Annotated in this window: 21 protein-coding genes; 16 read left to right on the forward strand and 5 right to left on the reverse strand. The window is 67.8% G+C overall.

The window, feature by feature from the left end:
• Window positions 1-33 precede the first annotated feature (33 nt).
• The 3 genes from rsmI to gshB all read left to right on the forward strand — a co-directional run bounded on the left by rsmI (window position 34) and on the right by gshB (window position 2,254).
• Entirely contained in the window at window positions 34-894 is an 861-nt protein-coding gene (gene rsmI, locus Ga0609869_RS08235; RefSeq protein WP_125408747.1) for a 16S rRNA (cytidine(1402)-2'-O)-methyltransferase, read from the forward strand.
• The gene (locus tag Ga0609869_RS08240; protein ID WP_125408617.1) at window positions 891-1,244 is read left to right on the forward strand and encodes a YraN family protein; all 354 of its coding nucleotides are present in this window, start codon (window positions 891-893) and stop codon (window positions 1,242-1,244) included. Before rsmI ends, Ga0609869_RS08240 begins: the two co-directional genes overlap by 4 nt.
• Window positions 1,245-1,312: 68 nt before the next feature.
• Window positions 1,313-2,254, forward strand: coding sequence for a glutathione synthase (gene gshB, locus Ga0609869_RS08245; protein ID WP_125408618.1), 942 nt, complete (start codon window positions 1,313-1,315; stop codon window positions 2,252-2,254).
• A gap of 82 nt (window positions 2,255-2,336) precedes the next feature.
• Here the strand turns inward: gshB and Ga0609869_RS08250 are convergent, their stop codons facing one another.
• Window positions 2,337-3,851 carry a YifB family Mg chelatase-like AAA ATPase gene (locus Ga0609869_RS08250; protein WP_125408619.1) on the reverse strand — a complete coding sequence of 505 codons (1,515 nt, stop codon included), beginning with the start codon at window positions 3,849-3,851 and terminating at the stop codon, window positions 2,337-2,339.
• Between the two features lie 393 nt (window positions 3,852-4,244).
• On the opposite strand from Ga0609869_RS08250, the gene Ga0609869_RS08255 reads away from it, so the two are divergent.
• From Ga0609869_RS08255 to Ga0609869_RS08275, 5 genes are read left to right on the forward strand one after another with little or no spacing between them, the layout of a single operon-like run.
• Complete coding sequence (locus Ga0609869_RS08255; RefSeq protein WP_125408620.1) at window positions 4,245-5,123, forward strand: RNA polymerase factor sigma-32; 879 nt, start codon at window positions 4,245-4,247, stop codon at window positions 5,121-5,123.
• Window positions 5,120-5,938, forward strand: coding sequence for a ChaN family lipoprotein (locus Ga0609869_RS08260; protein ID WP_245972426.1), 819 nt, complete (start codon window positions 5,120-5,122; stop codon window positions 5,936-5,938). Before Ga0609869_RS08255 ends, Ga0609869_RS08260 begins: the two co-directional genes overlap by 4 nt.
• A 58-nt stretch (window positions 5,939-5,996) precedes the next feature.
• Window positions 5,997-7,193, forward strand: a complete 1,197-nt coding sequence (gene coaBC, locus Ga0609869_RS08265; RefSeq protein ID WP_125408621.1) for a bifunctional phosphopantothenoylcysteine decarboxylase/phosphopantothenate--cysteine ligase CoaBC — start codon at window positions 5,997-5,999, stop codon at window positions 7,191-7,193.
• Window positions 7,190-7,657: a dUTP diphosphatase gene (gene dut, locus Ga0609869_RS08270; protein ID WP_125408622.1), complete on the forward strand. Its 468-nt coding sequence runs from the start codon at window positions 7,190-7,192 to the stop codon at window positions 7,655-7,657. The genes coaBC and dut overlap by 4 nt, the downstream gene beginning before the upstream one ends.
• On the forward strand, window positions 7,657-8,700 hold the full coding sequence (locus Ga0609869_RS08275) for a HesA/MoeB/ThiF family protein (RefSeq protein ID WP_125408623.1): 1,044 nt from the start codon (window positions 7,657-7,659) through the stop codon (window positions 8,698-8,700). The genes dut and Ga0609869_RS08275 overlap by 1 nt, the downstream gene beginning before the upstream one ends.
• 311 nt (window positions 8,701-9,011) lie before the next feature.
• Here Ga0609869_RS08275 and Ga0609869_RS08280 read toward each other — a convergent pair whose 3' ends face one another.
• Together Ga0609869_RS08280 and Ga0609869_RS08285 are read right to left on the reverse strand one after the other, a co-directional pair.
• On the reverse strand, window positions 9,012-10,151 hold the full coding sequence (locus tag Ga0609869_RS08280; RefSeq protein ID WP_125408624.1) for a saccharopine dehydrogenase family protein: 1,140 nt from the start codon (window positions 10,149-10,151) through the stop codon (window positions 9,012-9,014).
• Between the two features lie 10 nt (window positions 10,152-10,161).
• Window positions 10,162-11,217 (reverse strand): saccharopine dehydrogenase, encoded by a 1,056-nt coding sequence (locus Ga0609869_RS08285; protein WP_125408625.1) that lies wholly within the window; start codon window positions 11,215-11,217, stop codon window positions 10,162-10,164.
• 319 nt (window positions 11,218-11,536) lie between these two features.
• Here Ga0609869_RS08285 and Ga0609869_RS08290 point away from each other — a divergent pair, with 319 nt between their 5' ends.
• The 8 genes from Ga0609869_RS08290 (at window position 11,537) to Ga0609869_RS08325 (ending at window position 20,366) form a co-directional block, all read left to right on the forward strand.
• The gene (locus Ga0609869_RS08290) at window positions 11,537-13,699 is read left to right on the forward strand and encodes an AMP-binding protein (protein WP_125408626.1); all 2,163 of its coding nucleotides are present in this window, start codon (window positions 11,537-11,539) and stop codon (window positions 13,697-13,699) included.
• 2 nt (window positions 13,700-13,701) lie between these two features.
• Entirely contained in the window at window positions 13,702-14,517 is an 816-nt protein-coding gene (locus Ga0609869_RS08295) for an ABC transporter ATP-binding protein (protein WP_438826873.1), read from the forward strand.
• Window positions 14,518-14,546: 29 nt separating this feature from the next.
• Window positions 14,547-15,542 (forward strand): branched-chain amino acid ABC transporter permease, encoded by a 996-nt coding sequence (locus Ga0609869_RS08300; protein WP_125408628.1) that lies wholly within the window; start codon window positions 14,547-14,549, stop codon window positions 15,540-15,542.
• Between the two features lies 1 nt (window position 15,543).
• Window positions 15,544-15,729: a hypothetical protein gene (locus Ga0609869_RS08305; protein ID WP_125408629.1), complete on the forward strand. Its 186-nt coding sequence runs from the start codon at window positions 15,544-15,546 to the stop codon at window positions 15,727-15,729.
• Window positions 15,730-15,773: 44 nt separating this feature from the next.
• Window positions 15,774-16,850, forward strand: a complete 1,077-nt coding sequence (locus tag Ga0609869_RS08310; RefSeq protein ID WP_125408630.1) for a branched-chain amino acid ABC transporter permease — start codon at window positions 15,774-15,776, stop codon at window positions 16,848-16,850.
• Between the two features lie 68 nt (window positions 16,851-16,918).
• Window positions 16,919-18,199, forward strand: a complete 1,281-nt coding sequence (locus Ga0609869_RS08315; RefSeq protein WP_125408631.1) for an ABC transporter substrate-binding protein — start codon at window positions 16,919-16,921, stop codon at window positions 18,197-18,199.
• Between the two features lie 55 nt (window positions 18,200-18,254).
• Window positions 18,255-19,079: an ABC transporter ATP-binding protein gene (locus Ga0609869_RS08320; protein ID WP_125408632.1), complete on the forward strand. Its 825-nt coding sequence runs from the start codon at window positions 18,255-18,257 to the stop codon at window positions 19,077-19,079.
• A 63-nt stretch (window positions 19,080-19,142) separates the two neighbouring features.
• Window positions 19,143-20,366, forward strand: coding sequence for a phenylacetate--CoA ligase family protein (locus Ga0609869_RS08325; protein ID WP_125408633.1), 1,224 nt, complete (start codon window positions 19,143-19,145; stop codon window positions 20,364-20,366).
• 78 nt (window positions 20,367-20,444) lie between these two features.
• On the opposite strand, the gene Ga0609869_RS08330 is transcribed toward Ga0609869_RS08325, so the two are convergent.
• Together Ga0609869_RS08330 and Ga0609869_RS08335 are read right to left on the reverse strand one after the other, a co-directional pair.
• On the reverse strand, window positions 20,445-21,329 hold the full coding sequence (locus Ga0609869_RS08330; RefSeq protein WP_125408634.1) for a cation diffusion facilitator family transporter: 885 nt from the start codon (window positions 21,327-21,329) through the stop codon (window positions 20,445-20,447).
• Window positions 21,330-21,390: 61 nt separating this feature from the next.
• Window positions 21,391-21,882, reverse strand: a complete 492-nt coding sequence (locus Ga0609869_RS08335; protein WP_125408635.1) for an SH3 domain-containing protein — start codon at window positions 21,880-21,882, stop codon at window positions 21,391-21,393.
• Between the last annotated feature and the right edge of the window lie 71 nt (window positions 21,883-21,953).

The following is a 21,953-nucleotide window of genomic DNA, read 5'->3' on the forward strand; positions in this document are numbered from 1 at the left end:
GCAAGTAAACGACCGACATCCGACGAGGTGGCGATGCAGATCGAGACAGGCCCGCTGGCGCCCGGGCTCTACCTTGTGGCGACGCCGATCGGCGCGGCGCGCGATATCACATTGCGCGCGCTCGACATTCTCGCCTCGGCCGACGTGATCGCCGCCGAGGACACGCGCACCGCGCGGCACCTGATGCAGATCCATGGCGTGGCGCTGGGCGGGCGTCCGGTGGTGGCCTATCACGACCACAGCGGGCCTGCCGCGCGCGCCCGCCTGATCGGCGATATCGCCGCCGGGCGGGCGGTGGCCTATGTCAGCGAGGCGGGCACGCCGCTGGTCGCCGATCCGGGCTACCAACTGGTGCGGGCAGCCGTCGACGAAGGGCACAAGGTCATCGCCGCGCCGGGGCCGTCGGCGCTGCTGGCGGCGCTTTCGGTGTCGGGGCTGCCCACAGACCGGGTGTTTTTCGCCGGGTTCCCCCCGGTGCAGGCCAGCGCGCGCGCGGCACAGTGGCAAGGCCTCAAGGGGCTCGACGCAACCATCGTTTTGTATGAATCGCCCAAGCGGATTAACCGGCTGTTAGCCGAATTGCGCGACGTCTGGGGAGAGGACCGTCAGGCGGCGGTCTGCCGCGAGCTGACCAAACGGTTCGAGGAGGTCAGCCGCGGCGCGCTGGGCGCGCTGGCGGCGGATTTCGACAGCCGGCAGGTGAAGGGCGAGATCGTGCTCGTCATCGACCGGGGCGGCACGGAGACGGCCGATGACGCGACGCTCGAAGCCGCGCTCCGGGCGGCGCTCGACCGGCTGTCGGTCAAGGATGCGGTGGCCGAGGTCTCTGCCGCGCTGAACCTGCCGCGCCGCCAGGTCTACCAGGCCGCGCTGGCGCTGGAGGATGGAAAATGAGCGGAACGGTCGCCTATCATTCGGGCCTCGCGGCCGAGGAGTGCGTGGCCCGCCAGTACCAGCGGCAGGGCGGGACCATCGCGGCGCGGCGCTGGCGCGGCCGGGGCGGCGAGATCGACCTGGTGGTCGAACATCGCGGCGTGCTGATTTTCGTCGAGGTGAAAAAGGCGAAAAGCTTTGACCGCGCCGCCGAACGCGTGACGCCGCGCCAGATCGAAAGGATCGTGGCGGCGGCTGGCGAGTATCTCGCGGGCGCGCCCCTCGGGCTGTCGAGCGAAAGCCGGTTCGACGTCGCGCTGGTCGATGGGCAGGGGCAGGTGGAAATCCTGCCAAACGCCTTTCCGGCCTGAACCGGCGCCGTTGCAAAGCCCGGGCGGCTCGGCCATGTAAGGCGAAAGCCGCAGGAGAAGGGGGCGCCATGTCGCTCAACGTCGCCATCCAGATGGATCCGATCGCCGGGATCGACATCGCCGCCGATACCACCTTCCGGCTGGCCGAAGAGGCGCAGGCCCGCGGCCACAGGCTGTTTTACTACACCCCGGACCGGATCTACTGGGACAACGGGCGCGTCATGGCCCGCGGATGGCCGCTGGAGGTGCGCCGCGTGGTCGGCGACCATTTCACGCTCGGCGCGGAGGAGGATGTCGACCTGGGCGGCTACGACGTGGTCTGGCTGCGCCAGGACCCGCCCTTCGACATGGGCTATATCACCACCACCCATTTGCTGGAGCACCTTTCACCGGGCACTCTGGTGGTCAACGACCCGTTCTGGGTGCGCAATTTCCCGGAAAAGCTGTTGGTGCTGCGCTTTCCAGAGCTGATACCGCCCACGCTGATCGCCCGCGACCTCGGCACGCTCAGGCGCTTCAAGGACGCGCATGGCGATATCATTCTCAAGCCGCTTTACGGCAACGGGGGCGCCGGCGTGTTCCGCCTCGACCCCAACGACCGCAACCTCTCCTCGCTGCACGAGCTGTTCACCACGATGAGCCGCGAGCCGCTGATCGCGCAAAAATTCCTGCCGGCGGTGTCGGAGGGCGACAAGCGGATCATCCTCGTCGATGGCGAGCCGGTGGGGGCGATCAACCGGGTGCCGGCGCGCGGCGAGACACGGTCGAACATGCATGTGGGCGGGCGCCCGGAACGCGCGGCGCTGAGCGCGCGCGATCTGGAAATCTGCGCCGCCATCGGCCCGACCCTGCGCGACAACGGCCAGCTCTTCGTCGGCATCGACGTGATCGGCGACTATCTGACCGAGATCAACGTGACCTCGCCCACGGGGCTGCAGGAACTCGAACGCTTCGACGAGGTCAACCTAACGGCGCGCGTCTGGGAGGCGATCGAGGCCCGGCGCGGCTGAATGCGGCGGCGCGCCCGCGGCGCAAGATCGCTGGAAAGTATCTTGCCAAGAGGCCCGTTTCGAAACGCGCAGGTCGACCCGGTCACCGCCCGGCCGCGCCGGCCAGGCGAAAGCTGACCGCCTCGGCCACGTGGTCGCGGCCGACGCCCTCTGCCAAGTCCAGATCGGCGATGGTCCGCGCAACACGCAGCACCCGGTGATAGCCCCGCGCCGACAGCCCGAACCGTTCGGCCACCCGGGCAAGAAGTGCGCGGCCTTCGGCGTCCGGGGCGGCAATTTCTTCCAGCTGGGCGCCTTCGGCCTCGGCATTGACGCGCACCCGCGCATGGCCGGCGAAGCGGTCGGCCTGACGCGCCCGCGCCGCGGCCACGCGCGCGGCCATCTGCACCGACCCCTCTGACGGGGCGGGCAGGTCGAGATCGGTATAGGCCACCGGGGGCACCTCGACGCGCAGATCGAACCGGTCCATCAGCGGCCCCGAGATGCGGCCCAAATAGTCCTCGCCGCATTGGGGCACGCGCGCGCAGGCCCGCGACGGATCGCTCAGGTAGCCGCATTTGCACGGGTTCGCCGCGGCCAGCAGCAGAAAGCGGCAAGGATAGCGGGTATGGGCATTGGCGCGGGCCACGATAACCTCGCCGGTCTCGATCGGCTGGCGCAGCGTTTCCAGCACCGCGCGGGGGAATTCGGGGAATTCGTCCATGAACAGCACCCCGTTATGAGCGAGGCTGATCTCACCGGGTTTGGCGCCGCGCCCGCCGCCGACGATGGCGGCCATCGACGCGGTATGATGCGGCTCGCGGAACGGGCGGTTGCGCGAGATGCCGCCCTCGTCAAGCAGACCGGCCAGCGAGTGGATCATCGAGGTTTCCAGCGCCTCGGCGGGCGAAAGCGGCGGCAGGATCGTCGGCATCCGCGCGGCCAGCATCGATTTCCCGGCGCCGGGTGGGCCCACCATCAGCATGTGATGCCGTCCCGCCGCGGCCACCTCGAGCGCCCGCTTGGCGCGTTCCTGCCCCTTGACGTCGGACAGGTCGCGCGCCCTTTCGGGGCCGGCCACCTCGCCGGGTTCGGCAGGCGCGAGCGGCGCCTGCCCGGTGAAATGGCGCACCACCTCGCCCAGCCCCGGCGCGGCCAGCACCTGCGCCGCGCCTACCCAGGCGGCCTCGGCCCCGCATGCACGCGGGCAGATCAGCGCGCGGTCGGATTCGGCGGCGGCCATGGCCGCCGGCAGCGCGCCGATCACCGGCACCAGCGCGCCGTCGAGCGACAGCTCGCCCAGTGCCACGGCGCCCTCGATCTCTTCGCGCGGGATCACCTCGAGCGCGGCCAGCAGCGCCAGCGCGATGGGCAGGTCGAAATGCGAGCCCTCCTTGGGCAGATCGGCGGGCGACAGGTTGACCGTGATCCGTTTCGACGGCAGCGCGATGGACATCGCGGTCAGCGCCGCGCGCAACCGGTCACGCGCCTCGCTCACCGCCTTGTCGGGCAGGCCGACGATGGAAAAGGCCGGCAGCCCGGCCGAGACCGCGCATTGTACCTCGACGAGCCGCGCCTCGACCCCTTCGAACGCGACCGTGTAGGCGCGTGCCACCATTGCGGGCCTCCCCTGACTGGGCTCAGGGCTAGGCCGCTATGGTTTACGAATGGTAAACGGCCCGCAACGGGAAAGCGACCTGCGCGGGTGCCTTGCCTTTGATCGCAAAGGCGTTTCGGCCTGACAGGACGGCCCGCGCAGCCCGGTGGCGGCGCGCCCTCGGATGTCGGGGGCGGGCCGATGGAACGCCGACCGTTTTGCCGGGCCGACGAAAATCGTCACACCAGATGGAACCGAACCGCCCCCCTGTGCGTTTTCGCACAAGACCAGTGCGCCCGAATTCCGGGGCGAGGCCGCCCTGTCGGTGATCCGACTGATGGAGGGGGACGTATATCACACCAAACGGACCAGTGACGATCAGCGTGCACCAAGTCAAAAACCGGGGGGTTTAAGATGGCATTCGACGCATACGACGATCAATCGCTCTCGCGCCACGCCATGAAGGCCGAGCTTCTGGACGCCGAGACGGAGCTCAGGCTTGCCTACGCCTGGCGCGACGAGCGCGACGAAGAGGCGCTGCACCGGCTGATCACCGCCTACATGCGGCTTGCGATCTCGATGGCCGCCAAGTTCAAGCGTTACGGCGCACCGATGAACGACCTCATCCAGGAGGCGAGCCTCGGCCTGATGAAGGCCGCCGACAAGTTCGACCCTGACCGGGGCGTCCGGTTTTCCACCTACGCCGTCTGGTGGATCAAGGCGTCGATTCAGGATTACGTGATGCGCAACTGGTCGATGGTGCGCACGGGTTCGACCTCGTCGCAGAAATCCCTTTTCTTCAACATGCGCCGGGTGCAGGCGCGTCTGGAGCGCGAGGCCAGCTCCCGCGGCGAGGCGCTGGATCGTCATCAGCTGCGCCAGATGATCGCCAGCGAAGTCGGCGTGCCCCTGCACGATGTCGAGATGATGGAAGGCCGGCTGTCGGGCTCGGATTTCTCGCTGAACGCCACCCAGTCGACCGACGAGGAAGGCCGCGAGTGGATCGAGACCATCGAGGATGAGGGCGATCACGGGGCCGAGCTGGTCGAGGAAGGGCGCGATCGCGCCACCCTGCGTCACTGGCTGGTGGCTGCGCTGACGCAGTTGAATGACCGCGAGCAGTTCATCGTGCGCGAGCGCAAGCTGCGCGACGAGCCGCGGACGCTGGAAAGCCTGGGCCAGGAGCTGGGCCTTTCGAAAGAGCGGGTCCGCCAGATCGAGGCCGCCGCATTCGGCAAGATGCGCAAAAGCCTTGAGACGCAGTCCTCGGAAGTGCATCACTTCCTCGTGTGAGACACCCGATCCGAGCATTTGCCGCCATTGCGCTTGCCGCTGCCACCGCCGCCGGGGCCGACCAGATCGGGCCGGAAGGGTTGGTGCGCCTGCCCGCTGCGGATGTGGTGGTGCTGGGCGAAGTACATGATAACCCCGACCACCACGGAAATCAGGCCGCAGCCGTTGCGGCGTTGGAGCCCGCGGCCATTGTTTTCGAGATGTTGACCGCCGAACAGGCCGCGCGCGTCACCGACGGGGTGCGCGGCGATGCCGATGCGCTGGAGTCCGCGCTGGACTGGGAGGCATCCGGCTGGCCCGATTTCGACATGTACCACCCGATTTTCGCGGCCGCGCCGCGCGCGGCGGTCTATGGCGGGGCGCTGCCGCGCGGCGACGTGCGCCGCGCCATCGGCGAGGGGGCGGCCGCCGTGTTCGGGCCGGATGCGGCGTCCTACGGGCTGGCCGACCCGTTGCCGGCCGACCAGCAGGCCACGCGCGAAGAAGGCCAGCAAGCCGCCCACTGCAACGCCCTGCCGCCCGAGATGCTGCCCGGCATGGTCGAGGCGCAGCGCCTGCGCGACGCGGCCATGGCCCGCGCCGTCGTCCGGGCGCTGGACGAGACCGGCGGGCCGGTGGCGGTGATCACCGGCAACGGCCACGCGCGCACCGATTGGGGCATCGCGGCCGCGCTGGGCCACGCCATGCCCGGGGCCAGTGTGCTGGCGCTGGGGCAGTTCGAAGAGTCGCCCCGGGCGGATGCCCCCTACGATCTTTGGCTGGTGACCGAACCGGCCGAGCGGTCCGACCCCTGCGCGGCGTTCAGATCCGACTGAGCTTGTCTCGCGCGGGCGTGCGGCCTAGACAGGCCGGGGGCATTGAAAGGCGGGCCACATGCTGTCAGGCAAACGCATATTGCTGATCGTCTCGGGCGGGATCGCGGCCTACAAGTCGCTCGACCTGATCCGGCGGCTGCGCGAGAAGGGCGCCGCCGTTACCCCGGTGCTGACCCGCGCCGCCGAGCAATTCGTCACCCCGCTGTCGGTTTCCGCGCTGTCTGGCAACAAGGTCTACCGCGACCTGTTCGACCTGACCGACGAGGCCGAGATGGGCCATATCGAGCTGTCGCGCAGCGCCGATTTGATCGTCGTGGCGCCGGCAACGGCCGACCTGATGGCCAAGATGGCAAACGGCCTGGCGTGCGACCTGGCCTCGACCCTGCTGCTGGCGACCGACACGCCGGTGCTGATCGCGCCGTCGATGAACGTGCGGATGTGGCAGCACCCGGCCACCCAACGAAACCTCGCGGCGCTGAAGGGCGACGGCATCGCCGTCGTCGGCCCCGACGAGGGCGCCATGGCCTGCGGCGAATACGGGCCCGGCCGCATGGCCGAGGTGCCCGCGATCCTGGCCGCCATCGAGGCCGCGGTGGCCGACGGTCCGCTCAAGGGCAGGCGCGTCGTCGTGACATCGGGACCGACGCAAGAGCCCATCGACCCGGTGCGCTACATCGCCAACCGATCCTCGGGGGCGCAGGGCACGGCGATTGCCGCAGCGCTGGCCGGGCTGGGCGCCGAGGTGGTGTTCGTCACCGGCCCGGCCGATGTGGCCCCGCCCGGCGGCGTCACGGTCGTGCCGGTGGAAAGCGCGCGCGAGATGCTGGCCGCGGTCGAGGCCGCGCTGCCTGCGGATGCCGCGGTCTTCGCCGCCGCGGTGGCGGACTGGCGGGTGGCCGAGCAATCGGGCGCCAAGATCAAGAAACAGCCCGGCGGCGCGCCGCCCGCGCTGCAATTCGTCGAAAACCCCGACATCCTGGCCGCGATCGCCCGGCGCTCGGCCGGGCGGCCCGCCCTCGTGGTGGGTTTCGCTGCCGAAACCGATGACGTGATCGCCCATGCCACAGCCAAGCGCGCCCGCAAGGGCTGCGACTGGATCGTGGCCAACGACGTGTCGCCCGCCACCGGCATCATGGGGGGCGCCGAGAACGAGGTGACGCTGATCACCGCAGACGGTGCCGAGACCTGGCCGCGCATGGGCAAGCCCGAGGTGGCGCGGCGGCTGGCCGCCCGCATCGCCGAGGCGCTGGGATGAGCCCCGTTCTCAATATCCTCTGGGAGGAATGGGCCGACCGGTCGCTACCCCTGCCGTCTTACGAGACCGCGGGCGCGGCGGGCGCCGACATCCGCGCCAACCTGCCGCCGGAGACCCGCGAGGAAGGCATTGCGCTGGCCCCGATGGAGCGGCGCATCGTGGCCACCGGCCTGCGCGTGGAAATTCCGCAGGGGTTCGAGATGCAGATCAGGCCACGTTCCGGCCTCGCGCTGAAACACGGCATCACGCTGCCCAACACGCCAGGCACGATCGACAGCGACTATCGCGGGCCTTTGGGCGTGCTGCTCGTCAATTTCGGGGGCGCGCCCTACACCATCCACCACGGCGACCGGATCGCGCAGATGATCGTGGCGCCGGTGGTGCAGGTCCGTTTCGAGGTGGTCGAGGCGCTGGGCGACACCGCGCGGGGCACCGGCGGGTTCGGGTCCACGGGGCGCGGCTGATGGGGCTGGTCTTCGGTCTGGCGTTGGCTTTCTGGGGCCTCGGCGCGCTGATGGGCGCCTCGCGCCGGGCGCGGCTGGCGATGATCCTGTCGCTTTATCTGGGCGTGGTGCTGGTACATCTGGTGATGCCCGAGGGCCACGCGCTGCGCGCCACCCTGGGCGGAACGCCGCAAGGCTGGCTGGCGCTGGGCGTGGTGGGGGTGTTGGTGGCGGCCTATGCCTGGGGCGTGCGCCGGCTGCGCGCCCGGGTGGCGCCTGCGGCGGCGCCCGCGGTGGCGCCCGAGCGGACGGGCACCTTCCGCCCGGTCGAGCTGGACCGCTACGCCCGCCACATCGTGCTGCGAGAAATCGGCGGACCGGGCCAGAAGGCGCTGAAACAGGCCAGCGTTCTGGTGATCGGCGCGGGTGGGCTGGGGGCGCCGGCGCTGATGTACCTGGCCGCCGCCGGGGTGGGCCGGATCGGGGTGATCGACGGTGACACGGTGGATAATTCCAACCTGCAGCGGCAGGTGATCCATACCGACGCGCGGATCGGCATGGCCAAGGTGTTCTCGGCGCAGATGGCGCTCGAGGCGCAGAACCCGTTTGTCGAGATCCGCCCCTATAACCGCCGCCTGACCGACGACATCGCCGAAGAGCTGTTCGCCGATTACGATCTGATCCTCGACGGCAGCGACAATTTCGACACCCGCTATCTGGCCAATCGCGCTGCGGTGGCCGCGGGCAAGCCGCTGATCGCCGCGGCGATCACCCAGTGGGAGGGGCAGATCAGCCTCTACCATCCGGCCGCGGGCGGGCCGTGCTACGAATGCGTCTTTCCCACCCGGCCCGCGCCGGGCCTGGCGCCCGCCTGCGCCGAAGCGGGCGTGGTCGCCCCCCTGCCGGGCGTGATGGGCGCGATGATGGCGCTGGAGGCGATCAAGGCGATTTCCGGCGCGGGCGAGGGGCTGAAGGGCCGGATGCTGCTTTACGACGGTCTCTATGCGGATACGCGGCAGATCGCGGTGAACCGGCGCGAGGATTGCCCGGTGTGCGGGGGATAGTTGGGGCGGCATAGACCCGGAACGGGGCCCGCGCCGTGTCATGCAAGCGTGCCGCTATGCCAAGAGCCCTTGGTGGGAGTTGACACCGCCGCGCAAGGTAAGCCGGGGCGGCGCCGGCCCGGCGCCGTCGGCTTGACTCCGGGCCGGGGGCGACATGCGACTGTTCGCTCCGTCCCGCAGAGAGGAGCAAGTTGCTTTCGGGACCGCGCCAAGTGGGGCGGGGGCGGTTTTAGCGGATAGCTGGCCCTGCCAGGGCGCTGCCCATTCCCTTGGCGCCGCCGCTCAAACGCGCTGGACCCCGCCTCGTCCGTTCAAAGCTGATCGACCACCTGCATGTGCTGGGCCAGCCGGTCGACCTCGGCCAGCCAGCGGGTCAGCAGCCGCGGGTCGCTGGGGGCGGCGCTGACGCCGGGGGCGATCTCGTGATCCAGCGCCGCCTCGACGGCCAGCGACACGGGCACCGAGACCAGCCGCGCCATCGCCGTGCCGCGCGCGTCGCCCCAGGCATCCATGACGTAGGTCTTGTGGTAGACCGGCCGCCCATCGCGCTCGACCTTCAGCGCGACGCAGAGCACCACCCGGTCGGGCTCGCCCTCGGCGTAGGCATAGTTGGCCCACAAGTCGTCGGACATCTCCTTGAGCCGGGTCTCGCCCTCGGGCCCTTCCAGCGTCTCGATCTCGTCGAATATGCCGGACCAGGCGTCGGCCCAGCCGTTCAGCCTGAGCGTGCCGCGCACGAAATCGCGCACCTTCCACCCGGGTTCGAACCCGTATTGCGCCATGAACGGCAGCGAGTCGCGGTTGGGGTAGACCTCGAAGGTTTCCGGCGTGGGCAAGGGCGCGTCGTAGCGTCCCAGCGCGTCCCAGGGGCGCTGTACCGAAAGCTCGGAGAAATCGCGGATCGAGCGCGAGGGCGAGCGCAGCGCGCGCAGCACGCCCAGCGGCGACCAGCTGAACTTGTAGCGAAACGCGTTGGCCTCTTTCGGCACGCCGCCGCAATAGGAGGTGAAGGAAAACACGTTGCCGGCGCCGTGCGCCCCCGAGGCGCGGTAATCGGTCATCAGCCAATGGGCCATCAGGTGGTCGATGCCGGGGTCGAGGCCGACCTCGTTGACCAGCGCCACGCCCGCGGCCTTGGCGCGTGCGTCGAGCGCGCGCATCTCGGGCGCGATGTAGCTGGACGAGACGAAATGCGCGCCCTTGTCTATCGCCGCCTCGGCCAGCGGAACATGCCAGTTGGCGGGCAGCATCGACACCACCACGTCGCCCGGTTCCAGCTCTGCCGACAGCGCGTCCAGGTCGAATGCGCGGATGTCGTCGGTCAGATCGCCCACGGCCTCCCGGGCCTTTTCCACCGTCCGGTTCCAGACGGTGACGGGCTTGCCCGCCTCGATCAGACGCCTCAGCCCCGGAATGGCCGAAAGGCCGGTGCCGCACCAGTGGATGGTCATCGCGCTCTCCTCAGATATCTCGTGTGTGCCGCTCGAACTCGGCCGCCGCCCGGCCCCAGACACCCGCGCCCAGATCGTGCAGGCCCAGCAGCGACGGCAAAAGCTGCGCGGCGTAATCCTCCGACGATTCCACCGGCAGCATCGAGGGCAAGTTGTCTATGGCGGTAACGTCGAGGACCGGATCGTCGTGCACCCGCAGCGCCGGCGCGTGCCAGTCGGTCACCCGGTCGTAGACCTTGATCGGCGAGAAATCCGACGACGGGTCGCAGGCGATGTCGCCGATGACGGACAGGCGGCGCTTTGCCGTCTTGGCGTGCTCGGGCACGAAAACCGGGGTGCCGGGCCGCGCCAGGATGCAGTTCAGAAAAAGCTCGTGGTCGAGGATCTCGGGAAAGGGGCCGCCATGGGCGGTTTCGGCCATGTCCCATTTGGTGACCTCGACACCCATCGCATCGCACAGATCCGCCGCGCCGGTGCCCACGCGGCCCAGCGCGCCGATGACGATGGCGCGCGGGCGCGGCGCTGCGAGGCCGGTCAGCGCCTCTTTCAGCGCGGCGCGCAGGTCGGCCGAGCCGGCATGCACGCCCACCGGCCCGGCGATGCCGCCGCGCTGCTGCGCCGCCCAGCACGACAGGCTGACCGCCGCGCCGGCGTAACCCGCCCAATAGCCGAAGGCGGCGACCCGCCGCCCGGCCTCGTCCATCAGGTATTCAAGGTCGTAGAGCGTGCCGCCCCCGGCCTTGAACCGCTTCAGCAATGCGCGCCCGGCCGGCTGGCCCTTGTAGGCATGGCCGAACATGATGTGCCGATGAACCAGCGGCGTGCCATCCTCGGGCAGTTCCTTGAGGCCGAAGACAATGGCGTCTTGGGGCGCCTCGGGCCAGGCGTTTTCCGGCACGATTTCGCAGCCCGCCTCGGAAAAGCCCGCGATCGGGATCGCGCGCACGCTGCTTTGCTCGACGCTGACGCGCAGGCCGGCCCCGACCAGGGCAGCCGCGCCCGCGGGCGTCAGCCCGACGCGTTCTTCATTGGGCCGCTGTTCGGCCCGGACCCACAGATGTGTCATCGTTCGCCACCCGATACTCGGCCCCCGGTCTAGGCCAAAGCCCGGGCGGGGCCAAGGGGCCGGCAGCCGGCAATAGCTTTCGCTTGACCTCCCGTTTCGGCTGGGCAAATGTCTGTGCGTCGTTATGGCGCGGGGAGGGCGCTGCGACCGGCTAAAGCCGATACCTTTGGAGGGGCAATGCGGCCGGCCCAGGCCGGCCGCAAGATCGGAAAAACCGGCGAAGTTGTTGACCGCCGCGAAGAAAACGCCACGCTGGGGCTGCGCAAGAATCGTACAAAGCGATCGGCGCAACGAGCGCCCGGCGCAGGGAGGAGACAATTTGACACCGCACAGCGCGTCCCCGGACGAGCTCTGTTCGATTCCGGCGCTGCTGGCCCGGAACGCGCAGGTCTTCAGCGACAGGCCGGCCTATCGCGAGAAAGAATTCGGCATCTGGCAATGCTGGACCTGGGCCGAGGCCGCCGACGAGATTCGGGCCATGGCCATGGGGCTGCTGGCCCTGGGGCTGCAACGCGGCGAATACGTCGCGATCATCGGGCGCAACCGCCCGGCGCATTACTGGTCGATGGTGGCCGTGCAGATGTGCGGCGCGGTGCCTGTACCGCTTTACCAGGACGCGGTGGCCGAAGAGATGGCCTATGTGCTTGACCACTGCGGCGCGCGCTTCGTGGTCTGCGGCGACCAGGAACAGGTGGACAAGGTCATCGAGGTGCAGGACCGCATCCACCACATCGAGCATGTCCTCTACAACGACAAGCGGGGCATGCGTAAATACGACCACACGCATCTCAACTGGCTCAAGGACATCGAGGAAGAGGGGCGCGCGGGCCATTTCCGGCTGGGCCCCGAGCTGGACCGCCGCATCGCGGAGCTGGCCTGGGACAGCACCTGCGTGATGCTTTACACCAGCGGCACGACCGGCAAGCCCAAGGGCGTGGTCCTGTCGAACCGCAACATCATCGAGACCTCGCGCGCCTCGGTCGAGTTCGACAAGCTCGGCCCCGACGAAGAGGTGCTGGCCTACCTTCCGATGGCCTGGGTGGGCGATTTCATCTTTTCCATCGGCCAGGCGATGTATGCGGGCTTTTGCGTCAATTGCCCCGAAAGCCCCGACACCATGATGACCGATCTGCGCGAAATCGGGCCAACCTATTTCTTCGCCCCGCCGCGCATCTTCGAGACGATGCTGACCAACGTGATGATCCGCATGGAAGACGCGGGCGACCTCAAGCACGGGCTGTTCCATCATTTCATGGAATTCGCCAAGACCACCGGCGAGACCTACGGCATGCCCAAGCTGCGCAAGCAGCAGTCGACGCCGACATTGCGCCGCCGCTGGCGCTCGATCTTTCGCTACGCGATGGGGATCGGTTTCGCCGTCGAGACGCTGGTGGAAAACGCCGTCCGGTTGTTTTTCATCAAGCTGCGCCACCCGGTCAAGGCGCGCGATCATTTCTCGGCGCGGGGGCCGATTTTTAACCTCTACCCCCAGCCCTTGCGCGACTATTTCGACTATCGCACGGGCGATGTTCTGGTCTACGGGCCGCTCAAGAACACGCTTGGCCTGTCGCGCATCCGCGTGGCCTATACCGCGGGCGAGGCCATTGGGCCGGAGATCTTCGATTTCTACCGCTCGCTGGGGATCAACCTCAAACAGCTTTACGGCCAGACCGAGGCGTCGGTGTTCATCACCCAGCAGCCCAATGGCGAGGTGCGGTCCGACACGGTGGGCGTGCCCAGCCCCGGCGTCGAGGTCAAGATCGCCGAGTCGGGCGAGGTGTTCTACCGCTCGCCCGGGGTGTTCGTGGAATATTACAAGAACCCCGAGAGCACGGCCTCGACCAAGGACGCCGAGGGCTGGGTCGCCACGGGCGATGCCGGGTTCTTCGAGGAAGGCACCGGGCATTTGCGGATCATCGACCGGGCCAAGGACGTGGGCAAGATGGCCGATGGCAGCCTGTTCGCGCCGAAATACGTCGAGAACAAACTGAAATTCTACCCCGACATCCTGGAGGCCGTGGTGTTCGGCAACGGGCGCGAGATGTGTACCGCCTTCATCAACATCGACCTCAGCGCGGTGGGTAACTGGGCCGAGCGCAACAACATCGCCTACGCCAGCTACCAGGAGCTTGCCGGCCACCCGCGGGTGCTGGAGACGATCCAGGCCCATGTTGAAGAGGTCAACCTCTCGGTCGCCGAGGACCCGATCCTGTCGGGCTGCCAGATCCACCGCTTCCTGGTGCTGCACAAGGAACTGGACGCCGACGATGGCGAGCTGACCCGCACCCGCAAGGTGCGCCGCAACGTCATCGCCGAAAAATTCGGCGAACTGGTGGACGCGCTTTATGACGGCTCGACATCGGTCTACACCGAGACCGAAGTCACCTACGAGGACGGGCGCAAGGGCAGCATCAAGGCGACACTGGAAATCCGCGACGCCAAGGTCGGCGATCCGCAGCACAAGCGGCAGGTGGCGGCATGACCATGGTCAGCTACGAGCCTTTCGTCACCGAGGACGGCCGCACCATCGGCGGGGTGCTGATGGAGATGCGCAATATCACGCTGCGTTTCGGGGGCGTGGTGGCGATCAAGGACATTTCCTTCGACATTCGCGAGGGCGAGATCCGCGCGATCATCGGCCCGAACGGCGCCGGCAAGTCGTCGATGCTGAACGTGATCTCGGGGTTTTACACGCCCAGCGAGGGCGAGGTCTGGTTCGAGGGCCAAAAGCGCCCGCCGATGCGGCCCTACCAGGTGGCCCGCCAGGGCATCGCGCGGACATTCCAGAACATCGCGCTGTTCCAGGGCATGTCGACGCTCGACAACATGATGACGGGACGCATAACCAAGATGCATTCCTCGCTGCCCGCGCAGGCCCTGTGGTGGGCCTCTGCCCAGCGAGAGGAGAGCGAACACCGCGAGGCGGTGGAGAAGATCGTCGATTTTCTTGAGATCCAGCATATTCGCAAGACGCCGGTGGGCCGGCTTCCCTACGGCCTGCAAAAGCGGGTCGAGCTGGGCCGGGCGCTGGCCGCGGAGCCGCGGCTCTTGCTGCTCGACGAGCCGATGGCGGGCATGAACGTGGAAGAGAAAGAGGACATGTCCCGCTTTATCCTCGACGTGAACGACGAGTTCGGCACCACCATCGCGCTGATCGAGCATGACATGGGCGTGGTGATGGACCTCTCCGACCGGGTGGTGGTGATGGATTACGGCAAGAAGATCGGCGACGGCACCCCCGACGAGGTGCGCGGCAACCAGGAGGTCATCGACGCCTATCTGGGGGTGACCCATGACTGACGCGCGGCAAAACCAGGGGGGCACGGCCGATGCCTGATCAGCTGCTTTACGGCATCGAGGTGATGATCAACGGGCTGATGGCCGGGGTGCTTTATGCGCTGGTGGCGCTAGGCTTCGTGCTGATCTTCAAGGCCTCGGGCATCTTCAACTACGCGCAAGGCGTGCTGGCGCTCTTCGCCGCGCTGACGCTGGTGGGGCTGCAACAGGGGCAGGTGCCGTTCGCCCATCTGATCAACGCGATCTTCGGCACCGAGATCCATCATTTCGGGTGGGAGCTGCCGGCGATCGTGGCGATCGTGCTGACGATGGGGGTGATGGTGCTGCTTGCCATCGTCATCGAGAAATTCATCCTCAAGCACCTGGTGAACCAGGAGCCGATCATCCTGTTCATGGCGACCATCGGCCTTGCCTATTTCCTCGAAGGGTTCGGCGACATCATGTGGGGGTCGGACATCAAGACCCTCGATGTCGGGCTGCCCCAGGGCGGAAGTATCTGGATCGAAGAAAAAACCGCTGCGCTGGGCGGCGACGGCTTCTACGGCTTCTTCATCGACCGGCTCGACATCGTGGCCGCACTCGTGGCGGCGCTCTTGGTGATTTCGCTCACGCTCTTTTCGCAGTTCTCGAAACAGGGCCGGGCGCTGAGGGCGGTGGCCGACGACCACCAGGCGGCGCTCAGCGTGGGCATCAGCCTGCGCTTCATCTGGGTGCTGGTCTGGTCGATCGCGGGCTTCGTGGCGCTGGTGGCGGGCATCATGTGGGGCGCGAAATCGGGGGTGCAGTTCAGCCTGTCGCTGATCGCGCTCAAGGCGCTGCCGGTCCTGATGCTGGGCGGATTCACCTCGATCCCCGGCGCCATCGTCGGCGGGCTGATCATCGGTGTCGGCGAAAAGCTGTTCGAGTTCACCATCGGGCCCATGGTGGGCGGCGCCACCGAGAACTGGTTCGCATACGTGCTGGCACTGGTCTTCCTGGTGTTCCGGCCGCAGGGCCTCTTTGGCGAAAAGATCATCGAGAGGGTATGACATGCTGAAAATCTGTTCCGTGGCCTGCGTGGTCGGATGGGCGGCCTTTGTCGTCTTCGGATATTTCGCCATCGCCTCGATCAACGATGCGGCCTGGATGCCGGTAACGGGCACGGTCCTGTCCTTTGCCGGGCTCATGGTCGGGGTCTGGGCCTGGATGCGCATCGCCCGGGGCAAGTGCGTGTGACCGGTCCGGCGGCAAATGGCATGAGCAGGTAAGGAACAAAGCGTATGCTCTATCGCGAGGCGGGCGACTTCAAGACCTCCTATGTCGAGGACGGCCAGACCTTTCCGATCAGGTTCGACCGCTGGCGGTATTACGCCGTGCTGGCCGTGGCCTTCGGGGTGATCCCCTTCGTCATCAACGATTACTGGGCCAGCGCGGTCTTCGTGCCCTTCCTGATCTATGCCATCGCGGCGATCGGGCTGAACATCCTGACGGGCTATTGCGGGCAGGTCAGCCTCGGCACCGGCGGGTTCATGGCCGTGGGCGCCTATTCCTGTTACAAGCTGATGACCGCCTTTCCCGAGATATCCATCCTGATCCACGTGCTGGGCGCGGGCGTGATCACCGCGGCGGTGGGGGTGCTTTTCGGCCTGCCGTCGCTCCGGATCAAGGGGTTCTACCTGGCCGTGGCGACGCTGGCCGCGCAGTTCTTCCTTGTCTGGCTCTTCAACAAGGTGCCGTGGTTTTACAACTACTCCGCCTCGGGCCAGATCAGCGCGCCCGAGCGCACGGTGCTTGGCGTGGCGGTGACCGGGCCCAATACCGAGGCCTGGGCGAAATACATGGTCTGCCTTGTCTTCGTCGTCGCGCTGGCCTGGGTGGCGCGCAACCTGACCCGCGGCACGGTGGGGCGCAGCTGGATGGCGATCCGCGACATGGACATCGCCGCCGAGATCATCGGGGTCAACCCGCTCAAGGCCAAGCTGACGGCGTTTGCCGTCTCGTCGTTTTTTGTCGGCGTGGCCGGAGCGCTGTTCTTTTCGGTCTATCTCGGCGCGGTCGAGGTGGGCGAGGCGTTCGGCATACAGAAATCGTTCCTGGTGCTCTTCATGGTCATCATCGGGGGGCTTGGCTCGATCTTCGGCAGTTTCGCCGGGGCGGCCTTCCTCGTGCTTCTGCCCGTGCTCTTGAAAAACACGCTGGTGGGGGGCTTTGGCTGGCCTACCGACCTGACCGCGCACCTGGAGCTGATCATCGTGGGCGCGCTCATCATCTTCTTCCTGATCGCCGAGCCGCATGGCCTGGCCCAGCTCTGGCGCATCGGCAAGGAAAAGCTCCGGCTCTGGCCGTTCCCGCATTAGGGGGCGGCCGCACAACCCCGACCGGGAAAACCCGGCGAATCCGAAACCACTTGGGAGGAAACCAAGACATGAGACTCAGACTCGCAACATTCGCGCTGACCGCGCTGATTGCCGCCGGCCCGGCAATGGCCGAACTCGTCTTTCCCGATCTCAGCTACCGCACCGGCCCCTACGCGGCGGGCGGCACGCCGTTCTCGGACGGCTACCAGGACTATTTTTCCCTGGTCAACGAGCGCGACGGCGGCATCGGTGGGGTGAAGGCCCGGGTCATCGAGTGCGAGACCGGCTATAACACCGAAAAGGGCGTGGAGTGCTACGAGGCCACCAAGGGCGAAGGCGCGCTGATCTACCAGCCGCTCTCGACCGGCATTACCTATCAGTTGATCCCCAAGGTCTCGGCCGACGAGATCCCGCTGCACACCATGGGCTATGGCCGCACCTCGGCGGCCAACGGCGAGGTGTTCGAATGGGTGTTCAACTATCCGGCCAATTACTGGGACGCCGCCTCGGTGGCGATCAAGTATCTCTCCGACGAGAACGGCGGCGATCTGAGCGACAAGAAGATCACGCTGCTCTATCACAACTCCGCCTACGGCAAGGAACCGATCCGCACGCTTGAGGAGTTGGCCGACAAGCACGGCTACGAGCTGACCACGATCGCGGTCGACCATCCCGGCCAGGAACAAAAGAGCCAGTGGCTGCAGATCCGCCGCGAACGGCCCGATTACGTGCTGATGTGGGGCTGGGGCGTGATGAACCAGGTCGCCGTGCAGGAGGCCGCCAACATTCGTTTCCCGATGGAAAACTTCATCGGCAACTGGTGGGCCGGCGCCGAGCATGACGTCACCCCCGCGGGTGCGGCCGCCGACGGTTACAAATCGCTCAACATGAACCGCATCGGCGATCTGCCGGTCTTCGACGACATCAAGACCTACGTTCATGACAAGGGCATGGCCGCAGGCGACGGCTCCAATGTCGGCAAGGTGCTCTACACCCGCGGCATGTACGCCGCCGTGCTCGCTGTCGAGGCCGCCAAGACCGCGCAGGAAATCCACGGCACCCCCGACATCACCGCCGCCATGATGCGCGACGGGATGGAGGCGCTGGAGATGACCGCCGCGAAGATGGAGGCGCTGGGCGTGCCCGGCATCGGCCCCGAGTTCAGCGTGAGCTGCGCCGATCACGGCGGCTCGGGCCAGGGCATCGTGCAGCAATGGGATGCGGATGCAGGCAAATGGGTCGCGCTGACCGACTACATCCAGCCCGACAGCGAGGTGATCGCGCCGTTGGTCGAAGAGGATTCGATGGCCTACGCCAGCGAGAACAATATCGATCTGCGCTGCCAGTGATCCGTGTCGCCCCGGCCCCGTCAGGGGGCCGGGGCTCAACCCGAAAGAGGCCCCGATGCTCGACGCCGGACGCACCGAAGAAACGCTTCTCGAGGTCAACAATATCGAGGTGATCTACAACCACGTGATCCTGGTGCTGAAGGGCGTGTCGCTCTCGGTGCCCAAGGGCGGCATCACCGCGCTTCTGGGCGGCAACGGGGCGGGCAAGACCACCACGCTCAAGGCGATTTCCAACCTGCTGCATTCCGAACGCGGCGAGGTCACCAAGGGCTCGATCCTCTACCGCGGAGAGCGGGTGCAGGACCTTGGCCCGTCCGATCTCGTCAAGACGGGCGTGATCCAGGTGATGGAGGGGCGGCATTGCTTCGAGCACCTGACCGTCGAGGAAAACCTGCTGACCGGCGCCTATACCCGCGACGACGGCAAGGCCGCGATCCAGGCCGATCTCGACATGGTCTATTCCTATTTCCCGCGGCTCAAGGAACGGCGCAAATCCCAGGCGGGCTACACCTCGGGCGGCGAACAGCAGATGACCGCGATCGGCCGCGCGCTGATGTCCCGCCCCGAGACGATCCTGCTCGACGAACCGTCGATGGGCCTCGCGCCGCAACTGGTGGAACAGATCTTCCAGATCGTGAAATCGGTGAACGAGAACGAGGGGGTGACCTTCCTCCTGGCCGAGCAGAATACCAACGTCGCGCTGCGCTATGCCCATTACGGATATATCCTTGAATCGGGCCGCATCGTGATGGACGGCCCCGCCGCCGAGCTGCGCGAGAACCCGGATGTCAAGGAGTTCTACCTCGGCATGTCCGAGGAGGGCCGCAAGAGCTTTCGCGACGTGCGCTCCTACCGGCGCCGCAAGCGCTGGCTCAGTTGACCCGGGGCGCGCGCGGGGACGCCGCCTGCCGACGACCGCCATACCCGACCGGAGAAATCGCCCATGACCGCCCATTACGACGCGCTGGAAACCCGCTCCGAAGACGAGCGCGCCGCCTCGCTGGCGCAATGCCTGCCCTCGCTTGTCGCCATGGCCAAGGCGCTGCCCGGTTACGGCGAAACGCTGGCCGGGGCCGAGCCCGAGGCCGTCACCGACAGGCCCGCGCTGGCCGGCCTGCCGGTGCTGCGCAAATCGGGCCTGTCCAAGGCGCAGGCGAGCGACGCGCCTTTCGGCGGCTTCACCACGCGCGCGGCGCACGAGTTCGACCACGTCTTCCAGTCGCCGGGCCCGATCTACGAGCCCGGCCGCACATCCACCGACTGGTGGCGGCTGGGCCGGTTCCTGCACGCCTGCGGCATCGGCCGCGGCGATATCGTGCAAAACTGCTTTGGCTATCACCTCACCCCCGCCGGCATGATCTTCGAGAACGGCGCACGCGCGGTGGGCGCCGCCGTGCTGCCTGCGGGCACCGGCCAGACCGAGTTGCAGGCCCGCGCCGCGGCCGACATCGGTACCACCGCCTATGCCGGCACGCCCGACTACCTCAAGGTCATCCTCGACAAGGCCGACGAGACGGGGCTGGACCTCTCGCGCCTCACTCGCGCGGCGGTCTCGGGCGGCGCGCTCTTCCCCTCGCTGCGGCAGGAATACGCCGACCGCGGCATCGCCTGCCGGCAGTGCTACGCCACCGCCGATCTGGGCAACATCGCCTATGAATCCGAGGCCATGGAAGGGATGATCGTCGACGAGGGCGTAATCGTCGAAATCGTCCGCCCGGGCACCGGCGACCCCGTGGCCGAGGGCGAGGTGGGCGAGGTGGTCGTCACCTCGCTCAACCCCGATTATCCGCTGATCCGCTTCGCCACGGGCGATCTTTCCGCCGTGCTGGCGGGGGTCTCGCCCTGCGGGCGCACCAACATGCGCATCAAGGGCTGGATGGGCCGCGCCGACCAGACCACCAAGATCAAGGGCATGTTCGTCCGCCCCGAACAGGTGGCCGACCTCGTCGCCCGCCACCCCGAGGTGACCAAGGCCCGCGTCATCGCCACTCGCGAGGGCGAGATGGACGCGATGCGCGTACAACTGGAAACCGAGGCAACCGACCCGGCCGCCTTCGCCGCCTCCGTCGCCGAGGTGCTCAAGCTCAAGGGCGAGGTCGACCTGGTGGCGCCCGGCAGCCTGCCCAATGACGGCAAGGTCATCGACGATCAGCGCAGCTACGACTGACCCGCCCCCTTCTTCTTGGAAAAAATACCCGATCGCCCGGCCCCTCCGCCGGGCCGGCCACCGGGGCGGGGCGCGGCCCTACCCGTTGCCCTCGCGCAGCGGGTCGAAATGGATGATCACGTCGGCGCCGGGGAATTCCTGCAAGATCCGGTGCTTCAGCGTCGCGCCGATGCCGTGCGCTGCGTTCAGGCTCTGCTCGCCGTCCAGCTCGATATGCAGGTTCACGAACAGCGTTGCGCCCGAACGGCGGGTCTTGAGGTCATGATAGGCGTGAACGCCCGGCTGGCTGCCGGCCAGCGCTTCGATGCGGGCGACGACCTCGGGGTCGGCGGCGCGGTCCATCAGCGCGTCCCACGCGCCTCGGCCGATGCCCAGCGCGCCGACCGCCAGCATCGCTGCCGCGGCGATCGCCACCACCGAATCGATCCGCGCCAGTCCGAACTGGGCCGAGGCCCAGAGCGCCAGAAGCGCGCCCAGGTTGGGCAACAGGTCGCCCAGGTAATGCAGCGAATCCGCCGCCACCACCCGGCTGCCCGTGCGTGCCGCCACCCGGCGCTGCCACAGCACCAGCGCAAGGGTGAGGGCGATGGAAAGCGCCATGGCCACCATGCCGCGTCCCTCGGCGGCCAGCATCACCGGTTCGGGCGCCAGCAATCGCCTTGTGGCGGCAAAGGCGATCACGCCGGCCGAGACGAGGATCACCACCGTCTGGCCCAGCGCGGCCAGGTCTTCTGCGGCGGAATGGCCGAAGGCGTGGTCGTCGTCGGGCGGCCGCGCGGCGTAAAGGATCGCGGTCAGCCCGGCGGCAGACATCATCAGGTCGAGCGCGCTGTCGGCCAGCGAGGCGGCCACCGACAGCGACTGCGTCTCGCCCATCGCCCAGAGCTTGAGCGCCACGAGGATCAGCGCGGTGGCGACCGAGGCAAGGCTCGCGGATATGTTCAGGCGGGTGGCGCGGGACATGGGGGCGTCGATGGCTGGGGTTCGGACTTCGCCTAGCCCATGCCCGCCCCCCGGCGCAAGATCACTCTCGTATTTCGTCGGGCGCCACGCCCCACAGCGCGGCCTTGGGCACCCAGCCGGATTGGCCGCCGGCGCTGATCCGGCACCAGTCGGGCAGGCATTCGCCCAGCCGCGCGACGACGCCGATCTCGGCCTGCGCGCGCACCGGCGCATCCGGCGACGGGGTGCGGCGCATGGCCACCATGTCTTTTTCGATCACCACGGTGCGCGCCCCCGACAGCAGCGAGTAATGCATCCAGCCGCCGGCCCCGTCGCGGTCGCGCACGCGCCGCCAGTGGCCGTATTCCGCGGTGATTTCCAGAGGCAGGTTGCGCCGCTTGTAGACCCAGTCGATCCTGTGGCTCAGGCTCGGGCCGCGGCGCACGTTGCCTTCGCCGGCCTTCATCGAGACATAGCGCGGCAGCGGCAGGTTGGTGACCGGACCCCGGTCCTGTCCCGCGCTCGCCATCGCCGCCATCGCACAGAAAAATACCGCCGACAATCCTGCCCGCATCGCCCGCTGCCTCGTTACTTCGGCTGCCCCGTCGAACGGGGTCTTGTGCCTTGCTGTGATCTCGGACAGTT

It is taken from the genome of Rhodovulum iodosum (genome assembly GCF_041020385.1).
Taxonomy (GTDB): Bacteria; Pseudomonadota; Alphaproteobacteria; order Rhodobacterales; family Rhodobacteraceae; genus Rhodovulum; species Rhodovulum iodosum.